Consider the following 18153-nt stretch of genomic DNA (forward strand, 5'->3'; position numbering starts at 1 on the left):
ACCGCCGCGTGTCGCGTCCGTCACGTCTCGACTCATCGCGTCCCCGTCTTCTCGCGTCCGGTCCCGCGTCGTCTCGTGCCCTTTATGCCGCCGTGCGAAGAAATTCGGGGTATGCCGACGAACAGCGAGGTCGAGATGTCGCCGGCCGAGGTGGACGCGCTCCTCTCTCGCCACGAGACGGGCGTACTCGCGCTCGCGCGCGACGACGCGCCGTACGCCATCCCGATCTCCTACGGATACGACGCGGACGACCGCGCCCTGTACCTCCGGCTGGTGTCGACGCCCGACAGCGAGAAGCGCGAGTTCCTCGCGTCGACGCCGCAGGCCCGGATCGTGGTGTACGAGGACGAAGCGGACGAGTACGCAAGCGTCGTCGGCGTCGGCGCCCTCGAACGGGTCGACCTCGACGAGCTCACCCCGGAGACGATCGCGCAGTACGGCGAGGCGCAGCGCCCCCTCTTCGAGATCTGGGCCGACGACAAGCCGGACCTCGACATCGAGCTCTACCGCTTCGAGCCCGAGAAACTGACCGGGCGCACGGTCGTCGTCGAGCGCGACGAGGAGTAAGGAGTCACAACGTCGTTCAGCGCCAGACAGTCGACTCAGTCACGAACTCCTCGTCGTTGGTGACGATCGCTTCAGTACCCCGGACGCGATGGTTGGCGATAAGCAGCGCGTCGTGGAGGGTGTATTGGTCGATCAGACTCCCATACACCGCGAGGTCGTGGTCGTCGCTCGGAGCGATCCGTACCGGTCCGTCGGTGACGAGTCCACGTAACACCGCGTTCGGCGTCGTGTCGACCCCGACGCCTGCGATCGACTCCTTGTTGACCGCGGTCCAGATCGCCTCGCTGACGGCGACTGTCGGCGCCTCGACGATGTCGACACCGCGCTCGGCGCGTTCGAACACGTCGTCGGCAGCGGACGGCAGGCTGTCGACGAGGTACCGAGCCATCGCGACGCCATCGACGGTGTAGCGGGTCACGGCTGCCACTCGCTTCGACGCTTCTCACGGATCTCGGCTTCCATCTCCGCGGCCATCTCCTCACGCTTCGCTTCGGAGACGTCCTCGTCGACGAGCATCCCGCGGCCCGCCGACCCCGTCGCCTTCCGGACGCGAATTCCGTCGTCAGTCTTCTCCCAGCGAATTTCGTCGCCTTCCTCCAGTCCGAACTCCTCGCGGAGCGCTTTCGGGATCGTCACCTGTCCCTTCCGCGTGATACGGGTCGTTCGATCGTCGCTTTCGCTGTCAGTACTCATGCGAAGTACTACGCACTGTACTACATTAAATACACCGAGTGTTGAGCGACGGTCGCAGATGGGCAGTATCGAGTCGATCAGGACCACAGTCAAACGTCCGAGAGTGACGTTAGCCCGTCTCGATCCGCGTCCTCCAACTCCTGAAAACGTCGTTCGAGGTCGCGTCGTCGGCGCTGCTGTGCGAGTTGCTTCAGTAGGTCGTCGTACGTCTGGCCCGGTTCCTTGAGCTCGTGGAGCACCTTCCGAGTTTCCTCGGTTACCGGAACGTGTTCGTCCGCCGGCATAGTTCTGGACGGACTACAGGGCAGACAGTTGTAACAGTTATCCCGGATCCCGACTCTCGGTGAGATTCTATCCGAACGCGCTCGCCGGGTGTCGTACCGGGATCACGAGCGCCGCCGCTGGCCAAGCGAGGCGCGATAAAGAAAAACCGCGTGTGGGTCGGCCCGCGAGGGCCGATAGTTCGAAGCTACGAGTCGCGACCGTTAGGCAACGATGTTACTCGTTGCGGCGGGTCGCGAGCAGCGCAGCGGCGATGAGGGCAACGAGCGCGACGAGCGCACCGAAGCCGGGCGTTCCGTCGTCGGTGGAGTCGTCGGTACCGTTACCGTCGCCACTGGAGTCGTCTCCGGTGGAGTCGTCCCCGCTGGAGTCGTCACCGGTGGAGTCGTCTCCGCTGGAGTCGTCACCGGAGCCGTCGTCGCCGGCGGCTTCGATGGTCAGCGTGCCAGTGGCCTCATCGTCGTCGGTCGCGACGCCGTGCGTGTAATCGCCGGCTTCGAGACCGGACGTGTCGGCCGTGAACTCGACGGTCGTGCTGTTACCACCCGCGAGGGTGACTTCAGTCGTGTCGAGTTCGTCGCCGTCGAGCGTGAGCGCGACGGTCTGGGTGGCCTCCTCGCTGCCGGTGTTCTCGATCGTCGCCGAAACGTCGACCGAGTCACCAGCAGTCGCGGTGGCCTGTTCGGGGTTCAGTTCGGACACTTCGAGGAAGGCGGCCTGGCCGACTTCTTCGACCACGGTACCGTCTTCCTCAGCGTCGAAGGTGGACTGCTGCGCGGTCACGGTGAACGTGTCGTTCACCGAGGCGTCGCTCAGGTCGAGACCCGTTGCCTCGAATGTGCCGTCAGCCTGGACGGTCACGCCTTCAGCGGACTGGACGAAGCCGGGCGAGACACCAGAGTCGGAGCGCACGCGCACCGTGAACTCCTGACCGGGCGCGACGTTCGTCGTGCCCGTGATGGACTGGTTCTCAGCGGCCTGGACTTCGACCGGCGTGTCGAATTCGCCCGTCGCGTCCTGGTACTCGAACGTCGCCGTGGCGGTCTCGTAGAACTCGGAGAGGTCGCCGTCGGCGTCGTCAAGCTCGTCCTCGTCGGGGTCGAGCAGGCGCGGGTCCTGAACCTGGACGCGGACCTCGAAGGCGTCCTCGTCGGCGATCGACTCGCTGCCGAGGTCGAGGTTGTCCTGGTCGAACGCGATGTAGTACGAACCCTCAGTCGAGATGACGCTGATGTCGCCGTCATCGAACATCGACGTGATGTCAGCGGTCTTGCGCTGCGAGTTCGGCGCGGTGGTGTCGGCCGTCTGCCGGATGCGCAGGTCGACAGCACCGTTATCGACTAGAGTCTCGAGGTCGCCGTTCAGTTCGAGGGCACCCTCGAGTCCGGTCGCAGTAAGCTCGTGGATGAGGACGTCGCCCTCAGCCAGCGAACTCGTCTCGATGACGGTATCGTTCTCGACACCGTTTGTGATGTCCTCGACGTTCTCGACATCCTCGAAGACGTCATCCGAGGTGGTCCACAGCTGGAAGTCCTCGACAGAGCGCTCTTCGAGTTCGAGGTCGCCCACCGAGTCGGAGTTACCCTTGGCGGTCTGGACGAAGCTCGTGTCGCTAATCTCGAACGGGTACGTACCCGCCGCGAGCATGTTTTCGAGGTTGGTCTCGCTCTCGTTCACGAAGCTGACTGACGCGTCACTGTCCTGGTCGGCCAGGAACACAACGTCGCTGCCGGAGACGTTAGATGAAGTGGTGTTGCCAGCGATGTAGGTGTTGAAGCCGACCGTGACGTTGTCCTCGCCGTCGGCGTCGACGGTGACGTTGGTCTCGTAACCAACCTCATCGTCGTCACCGATTGTGAGGTACGCCATGTCCCGGTCGCCCTGGAAGTTGATCGTGATGTTCGCAACGTCACCGCGCTGCTCGGTCACGAAGCTCTCCTCGAAGGTGATGTCACCCTCGGGCGCTTCGACAACATCGAAATCACCGGTCTGGGCACTAATACCCGAGTTATCATCGGTGACGTTGATCGTGTAGGTATCCGTCTCGCTGACGGTCCCGAAGTCGACCTCCGCGTTACCGTCGGAGTCGATCTGAGCGTTGAGATCGTCAACGACGTCACCGTCACTGTCGATGAGTTCCGCGGTGATGGGGCGGTTGATTTCGTCAGCCGTGACCGACGCAGTCACGTTGTCGTTGGTCGTGAACTCGTCCTCGTCGCTCTCGACTCCGAGGCCGAGGTCGCCAAGCTCAATGACTCTCTCAACGTTACCGTTGGTGACGTTGTAGTCACCAGTTTCGAGGCCATCAGTATCGAACACGTAGACCTGACTGTTGACGCCAGTTCCACGGGTGACACCAGTGCTGGGCCCCTCAATATCGATCGAGTCGCCTTCATTGGCTTCGAGAGCAATGTTCTCTCCGGAGAGCGCATCAACGGTGGAGGCGTTGGACGTCGTGTCGACCGACGTCGGCGCGAACGTGACGTCAAAGTCGTCGTCGCTCACGCTGTTTCCGGCGAGATCGGTAACGCCGCCCTCAATGGAGATGTTCTCCACGTTGTTGTAAGGCTGACCGGTCGGAACAAGCACCTGACCGTCAATCCCTTCGACAATTCCCGAATTGACGTCAACGGTAGTTCCGTTAGCGAGGTTGATGTCGGCCTCAGCATTACTCTGAGTGACAACGACATCATTGTCGTAGGCGACCTCAACTACGACGCTACCGTTGAGGGCGCTGTCGTAGTGAGTCGCCTTCCGCGGGTCGTCACTCGTGTCGTCGATGGTCAGCTGAACATTGGTGTCAAAGGAACTGTCACCGTCATTCAGCGAGGCGTTCTCGTAGGCGTAGACATCGTAATCGCCTTCCCCGAGGTCGTCCGTTTCGAGGTCACCGACAGCAATGTCAGAGGCTCCACCAGTGTAACCCGTGGCGGTGATGTTTGCCTCACCAGTGTCGAACTCACCGTTCCCGTTTTCGTCAACGAAGACGAAGAGTCCGGGAGTGTCTGCATCTGTATCATCTACCTGTACGCCTGTAAGATTGTTTCCAGACTGGATAGCGTAATCGGCGTCGTCGCCGTTACCAATATCCAGGTTGGAACCAGCCGCCGCGGCGGGAGCCGCAGCGAATCCAACTGCGACCATGGAGACAACCATGACCGCCGCGAAGAAGACTGCGTTAGCCTTCTTGCGTGTGGTATTGTCGTTTGTCATTGTGTGTTGTGTTGTTCTGCGTCGCGACACCCGTGCTTTGTCCGCGTCTGGGTCGCCCGTCCATCGCTCGCACCGACAGGATCAGCAACGTACGACCGGACTTGACCCGGATTACTCACAGATGGTATCGCATTCTGCCTGCGGGTAGGGCTGCGACCTATCCTTTTAGCGTTCGGTATAAATGCTTTGTGGGGTACACAAATGTATGACAACGCGTCTCATACACAGTAGGCGGCCTGAGACGCCTATTCTCAAGATTGATGCGAACGAGTGTCGGGCGGTCCGAGAGCGGTGTCGACGGGGTAGCGAACCGAAACGCCTAACGGGATACTGCGATCAGGTCTGATCGGGCCTTCCGCCCTTCAGGCGACTTGGAACCGGTTCTTGGTAGGGGCCGTCCCCGTCGTCTGCGATTCGATACCCAACCCGGTGGCGCCGGCGTGTCTCCTCTGACCCGTCCCCTCACCGCCGGCGTCCCCACCGGTTTTGCGCTTCGTCCGTCTCGTCCGTCTCCTCGAACGCGGCCTCGGCGGCCTCGGCCCACGAACCGAGTTGATGGTGTGTTCGCGGGCGCGTGCGTGTGACTCGCTTCGCTCGAACGGGTCTCGGCCGGTTCGGTGCGAGTAAACTACGAGTCGCGGTCTCGGCGTCGAGGTCCGCGCCGAACCCCTCGGCGAGTCCGAACTCTTCGCCCGGCTCGTCGGCAGGAATACTCGTCAGTAGCGGTAGTAACTATATAATTCTGGTGTCGGCGAACTATTTAGTTTGACGGGCCGACGTAGCAGCGGACTCGTGTGAAATGCGGGTCCCGTCGCCTCAGTCGGCGCCCGTTCCCGCCGCCGTGTGAGACGCGGGCTGGCCCGTATCGGTACCGGCATCGCCCGTGGACTCCGCCTCCGCCGCCAGCGTCTCCACGTTCGCGAAGACGAAGCCCGCGAACCCGACCCGGAGCAGGAGGTCGAGGTACTCCAGCGTCACCGCCGCGGTGAACGCGTCGAACAGCCCGGCGATCTGGAGCATCGCCCACGCGATGAGCACGCCGAACGCGAACAGCGCGAGGTTCCGCGTCTTCTTATAGAACAGCTCGCGTTCGGGGGGCCGGCGCGCGGCCGCGCTCGCCACCGGCCCGAAGAACAGCCCGACCAGCGTCACGTACCCGACGACGATACCGAGGGTGCCCGCCAGCGAGAGCGTCCCCTCGAACACCTCCGCGAAGTCGTAGCCGAGTCGCATCGCGACGGTGATCGCGACGATACCCCCGACGTATCGGCGGCTCACGCCCGCGACGAACGCCGTGAACCCGAACAGGAACGGGTACGCCACGTAGTCGGTGAGCAGCTGCCCGGCCTCCAGCGTACCGCTCCCGACGCTGAACGTCCCGATCCCGGCACCCCACGTCCCGATCCCGACGCCCGCGAGCGCCACGACCGCGACGAACGGGTAACAGTACCGGCGCAGCTTCGCGGGCTTGCGGCGCGCGAGCGCGAACAACACCACCGCGGAGACCGCGTAGATCCCCGCCGACGCGAACCGCACCGTCGACAGCTCAATCATCGGCGCTCACCTCCGCGTCGCCGCCCCCGATCGACTCCGGCGGGGCGCTCTCCCCCGCCTCGGCGGTCGCAGTCTCGGCGTCCGCCCCGACGGCGTTCCCCGCCTCGGCGTCCGCCCCGGCCGCCTCCGCGTCCGCACGCGTCTCGAACTGGGCGAGCCGCTCGGTGAGCGACGCGGTCCGCTCCGAGAGCGCCGTCGCCGTCTCCGCGAGGTCGCCGACGGTCTCGGCGGTGTCGTCCGCGGTCTCCGCGAGCGACCGCGCGCGGTCCGCGGCGTCGGTGGCGGAGCCGTGGACGGCCTCGACGCGCGCCGCGACCGACTCGATCCCCTCGGCGCCCTCGTCGGTCGCGCGGGCGATGTCGCCCATCGCCACGTCGACGTCCTCGACGGTCCCGGTCAGCTCCTCGATCGCGTCGCCCGCCGCGCGCACCGCCGCGGTCGTCTCGTCGAGCTCCGTCATCGTCCGGTCCATCTCGCCGGCGACCGCGGACACGTCCTCGGTCACCTCGCCGATCGTCGCCTCGATCTCCGTCGTCGACGCGCGCGTCTCCTCGGCGAGCCCCTTCACCTCGTCGGCGACGACCGCGAACCCGTCGCCGTCGCCGCCCGCCCGCGACGCCTCGATTGAGGCGTTCAGCGCGAGGATGTTCGTCTGCTCGGCGATGTCCGCGATCACGTCGGTCGTCTCCGCGACGCCGTCCATCCGGTCGTCGAGCCCGGCCACGAGACCGTCGAGGTCTTCCAGGAGGTCGCCGATCGCGACGATCGCCTCGACCGCCTCGGTCGCCCGCCGTTCGCCCTCATCGCCGAGCTCGGCCGCGGCGCTCGCGTCGCCCGCCACCTCGTCGGTGGTGGAGGCGATCTCCTCGACGGTCGCCGAGAAGTCGTCGGTGTCGGCGGCCGTCTCGCGCAGCCGGTCGGTCTGTGCGTCCAGCTCGTCGGCCAGCGCGCGCATCTCGTCGGCCACCTCCGCGTTCATCCCGGCGACCGCGTCGGCCTCCGCGGCCATCTCCTCGCTCGTCGCCTCCACGTCGCCCGCGAACGCCTGAATGTCCTCGATCGTCGTCGAGAGCCCGCCGGTCATCTCGTTGTACGCCGCCGTGATGCGCTCGATCGCGTCGACCTCGCTGCCCTCGTCGAGCCGGCGCGTGAGGTCGCCCTCGGCGGCGTCCTCCATGGCGCCGCCGATCTCGTCGGCCCGATCGATGAGGGTGCCCGACAGCGCCTCGGCCTCCTCGCGGGCCGACTCGGCCTCGGACTGCGCCCGCTCGGACTCGGCGACCGCGTCCCGGAGCGACCGCCGCGTCTCGTCGAAGGCGTCGAACAGCCGCCCGATCTCGTCGCGCCGGTCGGAGGTCGCGCGCGCGTCGAACTCGCCGCGTCCGACCGCCTCGGCCGTCTCCGTCAGCCGCCGGAGCTCGACCGCGACGTTGCCGACGAGGACGATACCCAACAGTCCGAGGTTCAGCGTGACGACGACGCCGATCGACGTCAGCGCCGCCGTCGCGGCCGCCGGCGTCCCGACCGTCGCGACGTGGCCCGCGAAGAGGGCGATGAAGCCGAGGGTCACGCCGAGCGTCAGGAGGACGGCCGCCCCGACCCGCCGGCCGTATCGCGTGGTGATCGCGTTCAGCATAGATAGTTCGTCCGTGGGGAACCAGATGCCCTATTTAGGAGTAAAGGCCAAATTACATGATTCGATAATTTGACGCGCGGGCAGCGACCGATGGACCGGACACGCCGAACCCCGAACGCCGGACCCGTCGACCCGAGGACCGATGTTTTTCCCGCGGCCGCGCCACCGGCGAGTATGCCCAGCGTCAGCGACACGTACATCGAGAACCGCCAGCGCGTCCAGCCCACCCACACGAACAACTACGCGTCGGCCCACGGGGGAAACGTCGTCAAGTGGATGGACGAGATCGGCGCGATGTCGGCGATGCGCGCCGCCGGCGAGACCTGCGTTACGGCCAAGATCAACGGGCTCGACTTCAAGCGCCCGGTGCCGCAGGGAGACACCTGCGTCATCGAGTCGTACGTGTACGCGGTCGGGCGGACGAGCCTCCGCACGCGGATCCGCGCGTACCGCGAGTCGCCGCGCACGGGCGAGCGCGAACTCACCACGGAGTCGTACTTCGTGTTCGTCGCCGTCGACGCGGAGGGGACCCCCACGCCCGTCCCGGAGCTGGCGATCACGGGCGACCGCTGCCGCGAACTCCGCGACGAGGCGCTCGCGGCGGAGCCGGAGGAGGACCGATAGAAAGCGCGGCGAACGCCGCCGGGAAATCTTGACTACAACCCTGCGGCGAGAGCGGTGTCTGTGATCGGCGTTGCGGTCAGATCACAACGAAAAACGGTAACACTGTTGAGTTCGCACCACAACAGACGAGACAGATGCCCGCCACGGTCGTGTACCGGGAAGAGTCCGAGAAACCGGACGGAAGTCGGTACGAGATGGTCGCGTGGCAGGTCCCGGAAAGCGAGGACTACCCGGAGGGGTGAAGTACAGCTTCCAGTACATGGACGCTGACGGCGACACGCCCCTCCGGTACGACAACGCGCCGCACCACCGAGACGTCGGACGACACCATCGACACACGCACGCGGGAGAAGTCACGAAACTGGATTTCACCGGTCTCGCCGACCTGATCACCGACTTCCAAGCCGAGGTGAACGACATCCATGACCGACGAACCAACTGACACCGACACCGCCCACGGCGAATTTACCCCGGACCCAAACGACGCCGAGTACCCGTCGACGCTTCGAATCACGTCGCTGCCGGCGGAACAGGCACAGGCGACAGCGGTCGAGCGCGCCGAGCGCTGGGAGGACGGCGAGGCGGTCCCGCACGTGGTCAACTTCGAGGACCGAACGGGACTTCGCCAGCTGCTCACAGACCGCCGAATGGAACTCTTAGAAGCCGTGATGGAGCGGCCGCCGGAGAGCATCCGCGCGCTGGCGGACCGCCTCGGCCGCGACGTCCACACCGTCCACGACGACCTGTCGCTGCTGGCCGACTACGACATCGTCCACTTCGAGGCGGACGGCCGCGCGAAGCGGCCGTCCGTGCCCTACGAGACGGTTCGGATCGAAGTCGAGTTCGGGCTGCCCCGCGGCGATGAGTCGGAACCGGCCGCATCGGCGTGACGGCCGTCCGAGATCAGTAATCCCCGAGCACGCCGAGCCGCCGTGCCCGCCGGGTCGCCAACTGGAAGACGAGGTAGCCGCCGACCAGGTAGCCGAGCGCGACCGCGACGAGGAGCGCCAGGTCGGCGGGCGGGAACTCCCACAGTCGGATCCCGTCGACCATCGCGCGCTGAAGCATGGCGCTGCCGTGCGCTAAGGGGAGGACGCGCGTCCACGGCAGGTCGAAGACGGGCGCCGAGATCAGCGCGACGAAGCCGAACTGTAGCAGGTTGAGCCAGCTGCCGATCCGCTTGTACAGCACCGTCACCCCGCCGGCGGCGAACCCGAGCCCGAGGACGGACGTGATCGAGAGTCCCGCGACGGCGACCACCGTGAGCGGCGCGAGGTTCAGCCGCGTCCCGGTCGCGAGGAGCATGACCGCGAGGATCACCGCGCTCGTGAGGAACGTCCGAACCACCTTCGCGACCCCCTTCAGCAGCGCGACCGGCGCGAAGCCGAACGGGGTGGTGATGTGGCGTTCGAGGGTCCCCCACTGTACTTCGCTGCCGATGTCGTTCGACACCGACGAGTACGCGCCGACCGACAGCGTCCACAGGAAGTAGCCGACGACGATTCCCTCGATCGAGTCCGTCAGCGCCTGCCCCGCGAGCAGCTGGCCGCCGAGGAACAGCGCGGCGAAGAAGAACAACGACACCACGATCCCCCCGATCGCGTTGGCCGGGTAGCGCACGAATATCAGGAACTCCCGGTAGAGCACGGCCCGCGCCAGGTGATAGTAGGTGGCCGGGCGGGGGGCGTCGTCGATCGCCGCCCCGTCTCCGGTCGACGCGTCCCCAGCCGACGCGTCAGCGCTCACGAGGACTCACCCCCGGCCGCGGCGCTCGGCACGGTTCCGGTGCGGTCGAGGAACACGTCTTCGAGGTCGGGCTGAACCGTCCGGATGTCCGAGACGGTGACCCCGGCCGCGCGGAGCGCGTCGGTCAGGTCGTAGATCCGGTCGCCGCCCGCGACGACCGTCACCGCGGGCGGGTGCGCGTCGCGGTCGACGTCGACGACCTCGAACGCCTCGCGGAGACCCGCGACCGTCTCCCGATCGAGGTCCGGACTCGCCACGCGGACGACGTCGCGGTCGGTCCCGCCGAGCAGCGCCTCGACGGTGTCGTCCGCGACGACCCGCCCGTTCGACAGCATCACGACCCGGTCGCACACCGCCTCGATCGTCGTCATGTCGTGGCTGCTGACGACGATGGTGAGCCCCTCCTCGGCCGCGAGCCGGCGCAGCTCCGCCCGGAGCGTCCGCGCGCTCTCGACGTCGAGTCCCAGCGTCGGCTCGTCGAGGAAGACCAGCTCGGCGCCGCCCGCAAGCACGCTCGCCAGCGACACCTTCTGTTTCATGCCGCGAGAGAGGTCTCGAACCGGCGTGTCCGCCTTGTCGGCCAGATCGAGCCGATCGAGCAGGCGGTCGTGCCGCGCCGCCACCGAGTCGGGGTCGACCCCGCTTATCGTCGCGAAGTAGCGGAGGTTCTCCCGGACGGTGAGCCGCCAGTAGTCGTTTCGCGCGCCCTCAAGCATCGCGTCCACGTCGGCGTACGCCGCCCGCCGGCCGTCGCGCACGTCGGTGCCGAACACCCGCACCGACCCCGCGTCGGGGATCACGATCCCCAGCGCGCACTTGATCAGCGTCGTCTTGCCCGCGCCGTTCGGCCCGAGGAGGCCGACGACCGACCCGCGCTCGACGGTGAGGCTCACGTCGTCGACCGCGGTCACCGCGTCGTCGCCGTCGCCGAACCGCTTCGTGAGTCCCTCGACCGCGAGGGCCGGGGGAGGGGATCGCTCCGGTGTCGACTCGTCGCGTGCCGCGTCCGTGTCGTCGCGCTCGCGGGGACCACCGCGCGCGCTCGTCGCGCTCCGTGCCATCGCCTCCCGGTACGCGCCGACGGGGGATATATCCGCGCTCGCCGGCGACGGCGGACGGCGCCCGGCGACGCGTTACCCGCCGTCGGCGCGGACCGACGGCGTCGCCGCGCGGTCGGCGCGGGCGATCCGGTCGTGCTCGGCGGGCGGTGTCGCGGCGCGGTCGGGGTGGAGACACGCGAACAGCGCCTCCAGCGAGTCGACGAGCCGGTGGCTCGGGCGGTTGAACAGGCCGTTGCCGTCGACCGCGTAGGCGCGGTCGTCGGCGACCGCGCGCAGCTCGTCGAAGCCGGGGCGGGCGGCGAGGTCGGCGACCGCGTCGCGGGCGCGCTCGCGGTCGAACCCGCAGGGCGCGACGACGAGCACCTCGGGGTCGGCCGCGCGGACGTCGTCCCACGCGACCGGCTCGGAGGGACCCTCGGGCTGGAAGGAGGGGTCGCCGCCCGCGAGTTCGACCATGTCGCGCACCCAGTGGCCCGCCCGGATCGGCGGGTCCGTCCAGTCGAGGACCGCGGTTCGGGGGCGGCCCTCGGCGGCGACCGCGCGCTCGGCACGCTCGCGGACCGCGTCGACGCGCTCGCGGCAGTCGGCGCGGAGGGCGCTCGCGGCCGCGGCTTCCCCGACCGCCTCGCCGATCCGCACCACGTCGTCGAGGGCGTCAGCGAAGGAGTGCGGGTCGCAGGCGAGCACGTCCGGTTCGGGGTCGAGGCGCGCGGCGGCCGCGCGGACCTCGCTCGCGTCGACCGCGCAGACGTCGCAGGTCGCCTGCGTGACGAGTAGGTCGGGTTCGAGGGCCGCGAGTCGCTCCTCGTCGAGTTCGTAGACGGCGCCGTCGACCTCGCGCATCTGCTCGTCGATGTCGGCGGCCGAGCGGTCCGCGTGGTCGACGACCGTGCTCGTCAGCGTCGGTCGCTCGCGGGCGGCCGGCGGGTGGTCGCAGCTGTGCGACACGCCGACCGGCTCGACGCCGAGCGCGAACAGCGTTTCCGTGGCGGAGGGCAGCAGGGAGGCGACGCGCATGGGCGGACCAAGGCGCTCGGCCGACTAAAGTGAGGGGTCCCGCGCGGCGGGGTCAGGCGTGACGGCGGCGTCCGGCGGGGGCCGGCGCGGCGACGGGGTCAGGCGTGGCGACGGCGTCCGGCGCGGCGACGAGGGGCGGCGCTACGCGGGCGACTCCCCCGGCGCGCTCGGCGCGAACCAGTAGCCGTAGCCGAACGGCACGAGACCGGTGACCACGCCGAAGGCCACCGCGAGCGGCCCGAATATCAGCCCGACGACCCCGAGCGCGCCCGCGATCGCCGCCGTGGCGAGCAGTCCGATACCGACCGTCACGCCGGCGAGCGCGAGCCACCGTCGTTGGGCGGCGAGCACGCCGGCGACGACGCCGGACGCGACGACGGCCGCGCTCGCGGGACCGGTGACGAACCGGGAGGGCGACCCGCTCTCGAACAGCGCGGTGCCGACGAGCGCGACCGGGAGCGCGAACGCGGCGACCGCGGCGGCCCGGCGCGCGGTCAGGAGGCGGTCGCGCGTCGGCTCGCGGTAGCGGTACGCGAGGAGACCGAGCGCGACCGCGACGTACCCCCGCCCGACCGGCGTGAGGGCGAAGCCGAGGGCGGCGCCCGCGATCTGGACGAGGACGGCGGCCTCGTTTTCGAGCGCGACGGCGTAGTACGCACCGTCCCGTTCGTACAGCCCCGGCCGGACGGTCGAGTCGGTCACGGTCCCCTCGTCGATGGCCGTCCGCACGCCGGGCGACGCCGCAGCCGCCGGGCGCGCAACCGCGTCGAACACCGTCTCGGGGTCGGTCTCGCCCATCTCGATCGTCGCGTTCGTCGTGTCGCCGCGCGTCGACAGCGACCACTCGTAGTAGGTCCCGTCGTACGCGACGTACGGGGAGTCGACGCCGTCGAGCGCGATGTCCAACTCGGGGGAGAGCGACCCCTCGAACGACCCGGTCGCGGCGGCGGTCCGGACCGGCCCCCGGTACTGGTCTTCGGTGCCCGAGAGGTGCTCGTCGAGGTCGGAGACGTTACGCGACGCGCTCGCGACCAGCGCCGGGTCGTCGCCGGGTTCGACGGCCGTCGCCTCGTAGGTGATCTCGGTCCCGTCGACCGTGGCGTGGAAGGCGAAGCTGAGACCGAGACCGACGACGAGGAGCGCGAGGATCGCAAGGGTGCGGATGGAGGGAGACACGGGCGAGGATAACCGAAAAGCGACCGTAAAGCTGTGGGTCGGACGGCAGCGAAGACCGCGAGACCGCGCCGTCGCTCTCGGTCGTGGAGCGGCGCGCGATAGAAAGTCGGGGTTCGAGGCGGGGTCGCGCCCGACCGCGTCAGTCGTCGGCCGGGGCGCGCGGTTCGGCCGGGGGTTCGGCTTCCTCCGTCTCGCCCGCCGGCTCGTCGACCGCGTCGACATCGAGAAGTTCGTCGCGTTCGTCCGCCTCGTCGGCCCGGTGACGCGCCTGAATCTCCGTCCACGTGCGCGCCTCGTCGTAATGATGGCACATGACAACAGGCGACAAGGACTTTGGCGTACTAAAGGTTACGCCGATACCGTCGAAATCGAACGTTTGAGAGGTTCTGTATTCGGTCCGTCAGAGTACGTCTCAACGGCGTCCGGTCCTGCGATGTCCGCTGACTCCGCGGCCGCTCGGGTATAAATCGGTGTCAGCAGATCGACGGCGACTACCGCCAAAGCCCCAGCCGCTCGGCGATACGGGATCTGTGACTCCGTGGCGAACACCGCCAAAGCCCCAGCCGGGAGGGCGGCGCAGGCGACGGAAGCACCGGAACGAGTGAGCGGAGCGAACGAGTGAGGAGCACAGCGAGTGTGCGCCGCCCTCCCGGCTGCCCCTTTGAGTCCCGCACAGCACCGCAACCGCACCTCACACCACCCCAGCCTCGTCGCGGGGGCCCGCGGCGCCCCCCCCCCCCCCCCCCCGGGGGTCCCCCGCCCCCCCCCCCCGCGGCCCCAGGGGCCCCAAGTGCCACCCGCCACCCGCCCCCCGCGGGGCCGCAGGCCCCCCCCCCCCCCCCCCCCACCCCCCCCACCCCCCCCCCCCGCCGGGGGGGGGGCGCGGGCGCCCCCCGCGACTCCCTCGCGCGTGCTGTCGCCGGCGGCTTCGCCGCCGGCTGTCAGAGAGACCTTCGGTCTCTCACTACTCGCGGCCGCCTTCGGCGGCCACTCGGAGGCACGCGCCAGCATTTAAAAATTGGTTCAGTAGAGTCAGCGCGGAAGACGGCTTTCGCGGCCGGTCAGGCGTCGCCGTGCGGCTTCACCAGCACCTTGATCGCCTCGCGCTCGTCCATCATCCGGTACCCCTCCGCGACCCCGTCGAGACCGACCGTCTCGGTGAAGATCGGTGCGGGGTCGAGCGTCCCCTGAAGCACGTCGGCCATCAGCTCCTCGGCGTACGCGCGGACCGGGGCGACGCCGCCCGCGAGCGTCACGTTTTGACCGAACATCCCGAACACGTCGAGTCCCTCGTCTTCGACGCCGTAGGGGACCCCGACGTACCCGATCGTGCCGCCGGGGCGGACGACGTCGATGGCGGTGTTCATCGCGCTCGCGGCGCCGACGCACTCCATCACGTGGTTCGGGCCGCCGTAGGTGAGTTCTCGAATTCGCTCGACGACGGCCTCGCCACGCTCGGAGACGGTCTCCGTGGCGCCGAACTCCGCGGCGAGTTCGAGCCGGTCCTCGTGGTGGCCGACCGCGATGATCCGCTCGGCGCCGATCCGGCGGGCCGCGAGGACGCCGCAGAGTCCGACCGCGCCGTCGCCGATGACGGCCACGGTCGACCCCGCCTCGACGCCCGCGCTGACGGCCGCGTGGTGGCCGGTGCCCAGCACGTCGGTCAGGGGGAGCAGCGAGCGGAGCGTCTCCTCGTCGTCCGCGTGGCGGTCGGGGACGCGGACGAGCGTGCCGTCGGCGTGGGTCGACCGGACGTACTCGCCCTGGCCGCCGCCGTTGTCGCCGCCCCACGAGTCGCCGTGCTCACAGGAGGTGTGGAGTCCCTTCCGGCAGAACTCGCACTCCCCACAGGAGATTGCGAACGGGGCGAGCACGCGGTCGCCGGGGTCGACGGAGGTCACGTCGTCGCCCACCTCTTCGACGATCCCCATCGGCTCGTGGCCGACCGGGGATCCCGCGTCGCGGTCGCTGTCCCCGCGGTAGAACCAGAGGTCGGAGCCGCAGATCGCGGTGTGGGTCACGCGGACGATCGCGTCGGTCGGAGACTCGATCTCGGGGCGGGGTCGCTCTTCGACGCCGATCTCGCCGGGTCCGTTGAAAACGGCTGCGCGCATGGGATCCGCTACCGGCGCGCGTCACAAAAGGCCGCGGGTCGGGCGTGAAGACTCAGTCCGCGCCGACCGAGGGGTCGTACTCGGAGATCGGCTCGCCGTCGATCCGGGTGAAAAGCGTCGCCAGCGCCGGGCCGCTCACGTTGTGCCAGACGCTGAACAGCGCCGGGATCAGCGCCGCGATGGGATCGAAGAAGGCGGTCGCGAGCGCGACGGCCAACCCGCTGTTCTGGAGACCGACCTCGAACGCGCACGCCCGGGCGCGGTCCTCCGCCATCCCGGTCAGCTTCCCGACTCCGTAGCCCGCGCCGAGACCGAGCCCGTTGTGGAGGACGACGGCGACGGCGACCAGCCCGCCCGCGGTGAGGATGTTCTCGACGTTGAGACCGACGACCGCGGCCACGATGGCGACGATGGCGATCACGCTGATCGCGGGGAACACGGAGAGACCGACCTTCGCCGCGGTCGGCGCGTAGCGGTCGAGGAGGAGCCGGAGCGCGAGTCCCGCCACGACCGGGACGAGCACGACCCAGATGATCGTCTCCGACAGCTGCGCGAAGGTGACCGAGATCTGTTCGCCGGCGAGCGCGACGATCCACGCCGGCATCACGAGCGGGGCGGCGATCGTCGTCACCGTCGTGATCGTCACCGACAGCGCCACGTCGCCGCGTCCGAGGTAGGTCATCACGTTCGAGGCGGTCCCGCCCGGCGCCGCGCCGACGAGGATCAGCCCGATCCCGACCTCCCACGGAAGTCCGAGGACGACGACGAGCGCGTACGCCAGCGTCGGCATGACGAGCCACTGCGCCGCAGCGCCGATCGCCACGTCTCGCGGGCGCTCGACGATGCGTCTGAAGTCCTCGGGCGTGAGCGTCAGCCCCATCCCGAGCATGATCACCCCGAGCAGCGGCGTGATGTAGTCGCCGATCGGCGTGAACGCCGACGGCGAGTACAGCGCGGCCGCGGAGGCGACGAGGACCCAGAGGACGAAGTACTTGCTCGTGAACTCACCAACCCGTTCGAGCCGGTCCAGTGCGGTCATCCCGTCGGCGTTCTCGCGACCGACTGAAAGGGACTACAGTTCGGGCAATGTTCTCCGTCCCGCGGTATCGTCCGCACTTGCCGGATCGCCGTCGCGGTCAGTCGTCGCCGTCGGCTGTCGGCGGCGTGTCGTCGTCGGCTGTCGGCGTCGGCGTGTCGTCGTCGGCTGTCGGCGGCGTGTCGTCGTCGGGGGCGACGAGGTCGTCACTCGCGGGGACCCCCGCCGTCTCCTCAACGCGCTCGAATAGGATCCGAACGACCTGCCCCTCGCCACTCGACTCGAAGGAGAGGTCGGCCTCGGAGCGGTCGACGACCCACTGAACGAGCCACAGGCCCAGCCCGTCGGTGTGACGCATCGAGGTCTCGTAGCCGCGCCGGATCGTCTCGACGGTCTCCGCCGGGATCCCCGGCCCGTCGTCGGCGACGCGGAGCGCGACGCCGTCGTCCACCCGGCAGATCGACACCGAGACCCGCGGCGCGTCGTCGCCGCCGTGGACCACCGCGTTCTCGATCACCTCCGAGGCGACGGCTTCGGTGAGGGGGTGCGCCCGGACCCGGCACGTCTCCGCGGCGGGAGCGTCGAACTCGGCGTCGGGATGTTCGGTCCCGAGCCGCTCTATCGCGCCGTCGACGACCTCGACGAGGTCCATCTCCGCCTCCACGTCGCCGGGACCGTCGGGACCCTCGGAGCCGATCACCGCGCCGATGTGGCGGGCGTGCTCGCTGACCGACAGCAGCCGGTCGACGTTCTCTTCCACGACGGCGGCGCTCTCCTCGCCGTCGTCGACGCGCTCGGCGAGGAGTTCGACTCGCCCGCTGACGACCGTCATTGCGTTCCGGATGTTGTGACGGAGCACGCGGTTCAACACCGTGAGCTGGGCGTTCGCCCGCTCGACCTGGTCCTGCGCGCGCTGCTGGCGCGCGTCGGTCAGCCCGAACGCGAGTCCGAACACCGACCCGATCGACGCCGCGCCGGCGATGACGACGACCGGTCCCTCCGGCGGCGGGCCTTGGCTCATCTCGTAGGTGACGAAAAGCAGCGCGACCGCGCCGAGCGTCAGCGCTCCCAGCGCGCTCCATCCGGTGACGCGGAGGGTGTACGCCGGCGAGATCGGCGAGCGAGCGACGGGGACCGTCGCGGCGACGACGAGCGCGCTACAGGCGATGGGGACCACCGCGCCGCTCACGATCGCGACGGGGTCGGTCATCGCCGACAGCGAGACCAGGTGATACGCGAGCGGGACGAGACCCACGGCCGCGAGCAGCCCGAGTTCCGCGGCGTTTCGGAGCCGTGTGGTCCGCATTGATCTCCCGGTCTCCGTCGCTGGAAGTTAACCGTTTGCGACGCGGTATCAACTCGAAGAATCGGGGGCGACAAGCCGGGACGCGGGATCGGCGACGAGAACGCCGGGAGACGCCGCGAACCGCGTTC

17 protein-coding genes and 1 pseudogene are annotated in these 18153 nt (G+C 68.8%); 4 read left to right on the top strand and 14 right to left on the bottom strand.

Features of this window, described 5'->3' with window-relative positions; translation table 11 throughout:
* The first annotated feature begins 111 nt into the window (after positions 1-111).
* Positions 112-567, top strand: coding sequence for a pyridoxamine 5'-phosphate oxidase family protein (locus J2744_RS06220; protein ID WP_209545777.1), 456 nt, complete (start codon positions 112-114; stop codon positions 565-567).
* A 16-nt stretch (positions 568-583) separates the two neighbouring features.
* Here the strand turns inward: J2744_RS06220 and J2744_RS06225 are convergent, their stop codons facing one another.
* From J2744_RS06225 to J2744_RS06250, 6 genes are all read right to left on the bottom strand, one after another.
* Positions 584-985 carry a hypothetical protein gene (locus J2744_RS06225; RefSeq protein ID WP_209545779.1) on the bottom strand — a complete coding sequence of 134 codons (402 nt, stop codon included), beginning with the start codon at positions 983-985 and terminating at the stop codon, positions 584-586.
* Entirely contained in the window at positions 982-1260 is a 279-nt protein-coding gene (locus tag J2744_RS06230) for an AbrB/MazE/SpoVT family DNA-binding domain-containing protein (RefSeq protein ID WP_209545781.1), read from the bottom strand. Before J2744_RS06230 ends, J2744_RS06225 begins: the two co-directional genes overlap by 4 nt.
* Positions 1261-1349: 89 nt before the next feature.
* Positions 1350-1544, bottom strand: coding sequence for a hypothetical protein (locus J2744_RS06235; protein ID WP_209545782.1), 195 nt, complete (start codon positions 1542-1544; stop codon positions 1350-1352).
* A 214-nt stretch (positions 1545-1758) separates the two neighbouring features.
* Complete coding sequence (locus J2744_RS06240; protein WP_245203233.1) at positions 1759-4755, bottom strand: BGTF surface domain-containing protein; 2997 nt, start codon at positions 4753-4755, stop codon at positions 1759-1761.
* Positions 4756-5571: 816 nt separating this feature from the next.
* Entirely contained in the window at positions 5572-6309 is a 738-nt protein-coding gene (locus J2744_RS06245; protein ID WP_209545784.1) for a G protein-coupled receptor family protein, read from the bottom strand.
* Complete coding sequence (locus tag J2744_RS06250; RefSeq protein WP_209545786.1) at positions 6302-7945, bottom strand: methyl-accepting chemotaxis protein; 1644 nt, start codon at positions 7943-7945, stop codon at positions 6302-6304. Before J2744_RS06250 ends, J2744_RS06245 begins: the two co-directional genes overlap by 8 nt.
* A 174-nt stretch (positions 7946-8119) precedes the next feature.
* On the opposite strand from J2744_RS06250, the gene J2744_RS06255 reads away from it, so the two are divergent.
* From J2744_RS06255 to J2744_RS06265, 3 genes and pseudogenes are all read left to right on the top strand, one after another.
* Positions 8120-8569: an acyl-CoA thioesterase gene (locus tag J2744_RS06255; protein ID WP_209545787.1), complete on the top strand. Its 450-nt coding sequence runs from the start codon at positions 8120-8122 to the stop codon at positions 8567-8569.
* A gap of 134 nt (positions 8570-8703) precedes the next feature.
* A pseudogene (locus J2744_RS06260) lies at positions 8704-9011 on the top strand (toxin-antitoxin system TumE family protein).
* On the top strand, positions 8992-9459 hold the full coding sequence (locus J2744_RS06265; RefSeq protein ID WP_209545788.1) for an HVO_A0114 family putative DNA-binding protein: 468 nt from the start codon (positions 8992-8994) through the stop codon (positions 9457-9459). The pseudogene J2744_RS06260 and the gene J2744_RS06265 overlap by 20 nt, the downstream one beginning before the upstream one ends.
* A gap of 13 nt (positions 9460-9472) precedes the next feature.
* Here the strand turns inward: J2744_RS06265 and J2744_RS06270 are convergent, their stop codons facing one another.
* The 8 genes from J2744_RS06270 to J2744_RS06305 form a co-directional block, all read right to left on the bottom strand.
* On the bottom strand, positions 9473-10315 hold the full coding sequence (locus J2744_RS06270; RefSeq protein WP_209545789.1) for an ABC transporter permease: 843 nt from the start codon (positions 10313-10315) through the stop codon (positions 9473-9475).
* Positions 10312-11376, bottom strand: coding sequence for an ABC transporter ATP-binding protein (locus tag J2744_RS06275; protein ID WP_209545790.1), 1065 nt, complete (start codon positions 11374-11376; stop codon positions 10312-10314). The genes J2744_RS06270 and J2744_RS06275 overlap by 4 nt, the downstream gene beginning before the upstream one ends.
* Before the next feature lie 72 nt (positions 11377-11448).
* Entirely contained in the window at positions 11449-12393 is a 945-nt protein-coding gene (locus J2744_RS06280) for an ABC transporter substrate-binding protein (RefSeq protein WP_209545791.1), read from the bottom strand.
* A gap of 141 nt (positions 12394-12534) precedes the next feature.
* Positions 12535-13569 (bottom strand): hypothetical protein, encoded by a 1035-nt coding sequence (locus J2744_RS06285; RefSeq protein ID WP_209545792.1) that lies wholly within the window; start codon positions 13567-13569, stop codon positions 12535-12537.
* A gap of 139 nt (positions 13570-13708) precedes the next feature.
* On the bottom strand, positions 13709-13882 hold the full coding sequence (locus J2744_RS06290) for a hypothetical protein (RefSeq protein WP_209545794.1): 174 nt from the start codon (positions 13880-13882) through the stop codon (positions 13709-13711).
* 748 nt (positions 13883-14630) lie between these two features.
* Complete coding sequence (locus J2744_RS06295) at positions 14631-15683, bottom strand: zinc-dependent alcohol dehydrogenase family protein (RefSeq protein ID WP_209545796.1); 1053 nt, start codon at positions 15681-15683, stop codon at positions 14631-14633.
* 52 nt (positions 15684-15735) lie between these two features.
* Positions 15736-16722 carry a bile acid:sodium symporter family protein gene (locus tag J2744_RS06300; protein WP_209545798.1) on the bottom strand — a complete coding sequence of 329 codons (987 nt, stop codon included), beginning with the start codon at positions 16720-16722 and terminating at the stop codon, positions 15736-15738.
* Positions 16723-16819: 97 nt separating this feature from the next.
* Positions 16820-18025, bottom strand: a complete 1206-nt coding sequence (locus tag J2744_RS06305; protein WP_209545800.1) for an ATP-binding protein — start codon at positions 18023-18025, stop codon at positions 16820-16822.
* Positions 18026-18153 lie beyond the last annotated feature (128 nt).

The sequence above is a fragment of the Halorubrum trapanicum genome (genome assembly GCF_017873555.1).
GTDB classification, from domain to species: domain Archaea; phylum Halobacteriota; class Halobacteria; order Halobacteriales; family Haloferacaceae; genus Halorubrum; species Halorubrum trapanicum.

Excerpts from the sequence above, each read along its gene's own strand:
- J2744_RS06220 (WP_209545777.1), top strand. The coding sequence starts at position 112 with ATGCCGACGAACAGCGAGGTCGAGATGTCGCCGGCCGAGGTGGACGCG.
- J2744_RS06230 (WP_209545781.1), bottom strand. The coding sequence starts at position 1,260 with ATGAGTACTGACAGCGAAAGCGACGATCGAACGACCCGTATCACGCGG.
- J2744_RS06235 (WP_209545782.1), bottom strand. The coding sequence starts at position 1,544 with ATGCCGGCGGACGAACACGTTCCGGTAACCGAGGAAACTCGGAAGGTG.
- J2744_RS06240 (WP_245203233.1), bottom strand. The coding sequence starts at position 4,755 with ATGACAAACGACAATACCACACGCAAGAAGGCTAACGCAGTCTTCTTC.
- J2744_RS06245 (WP_209545784.1), bottom strand. The coding sequence starts at position 6,309 with ATGATTGAGCTGTCGACGGTGCGGTTCGCGTCGGCGGGGATCTACGCG.
- J2744_RS06250 (WP_209545786.1), bottom strand. The coding sequence starts at position 7,945 with ATGCTGAACGCGATCACCACGCGATACGGCCGGCGGGTCGGGGCGGCC.
- J2744_RS06255 (WP_209545787.1), top strand. The coding sequence starts at position 8,120 with ATGCCCAGCGTCAGCGACACGTACATCGAGAACCGCCAGCGCGTCCAG.
- J2744_RS06265 (WP_209545788.1), top strand. The coding sequence starts at position 8,992 with ATGACCGACGAACCAACTGACACCGACACCGCCCACGGCGAATTTACC.
- J2744_RS06275 (WP_209545790.1), bottom strand. The coding sequence starts at position 11,376 with ATGGCACGGAGCGCGACGAGCGCGCGCGGTGGTCCCCGCGAGCGCGAC.
- J2744_RS06280 (WP_209545791.1), bottom strand. The coding sequence starts at position 12,393 with ATGCGCGTCGCCTCCCTGCTGCCCTCCGCCACGGAAACGCTGTTCGCG.
- J2744_RS06290 (WP_209545794.1), bottom strand. The coding sequence starts at position 13,882 with ATGTGCCATCATTACGACGAGGCGCGCACGTGGACGGAGATTCAGGCG.
- J2744_RS06295 (WP_209545796.1), bottom strand. The coding sequence starts at position 15,683 with ATGCGCGCAGCCGTTTTCAACGGACCCGGCGAGATCGGCGTCGAAGAG.
- J2744_RS06300 (WP_209545798.1), bottom strand. The coding sequence starts at position 16,722 with ATGACCGCACTGGACCGGCTCGAACGGGTTGGTGAGTTCACGAGCAAG.
- J2744_RS06305 (WP_209545800.1), bottom strand. The coding sequence starts at position 18,025 with ATGCGGACCACACGGCTCCGAAACGCCGCGGAACTCGGGCTGCTCGCG.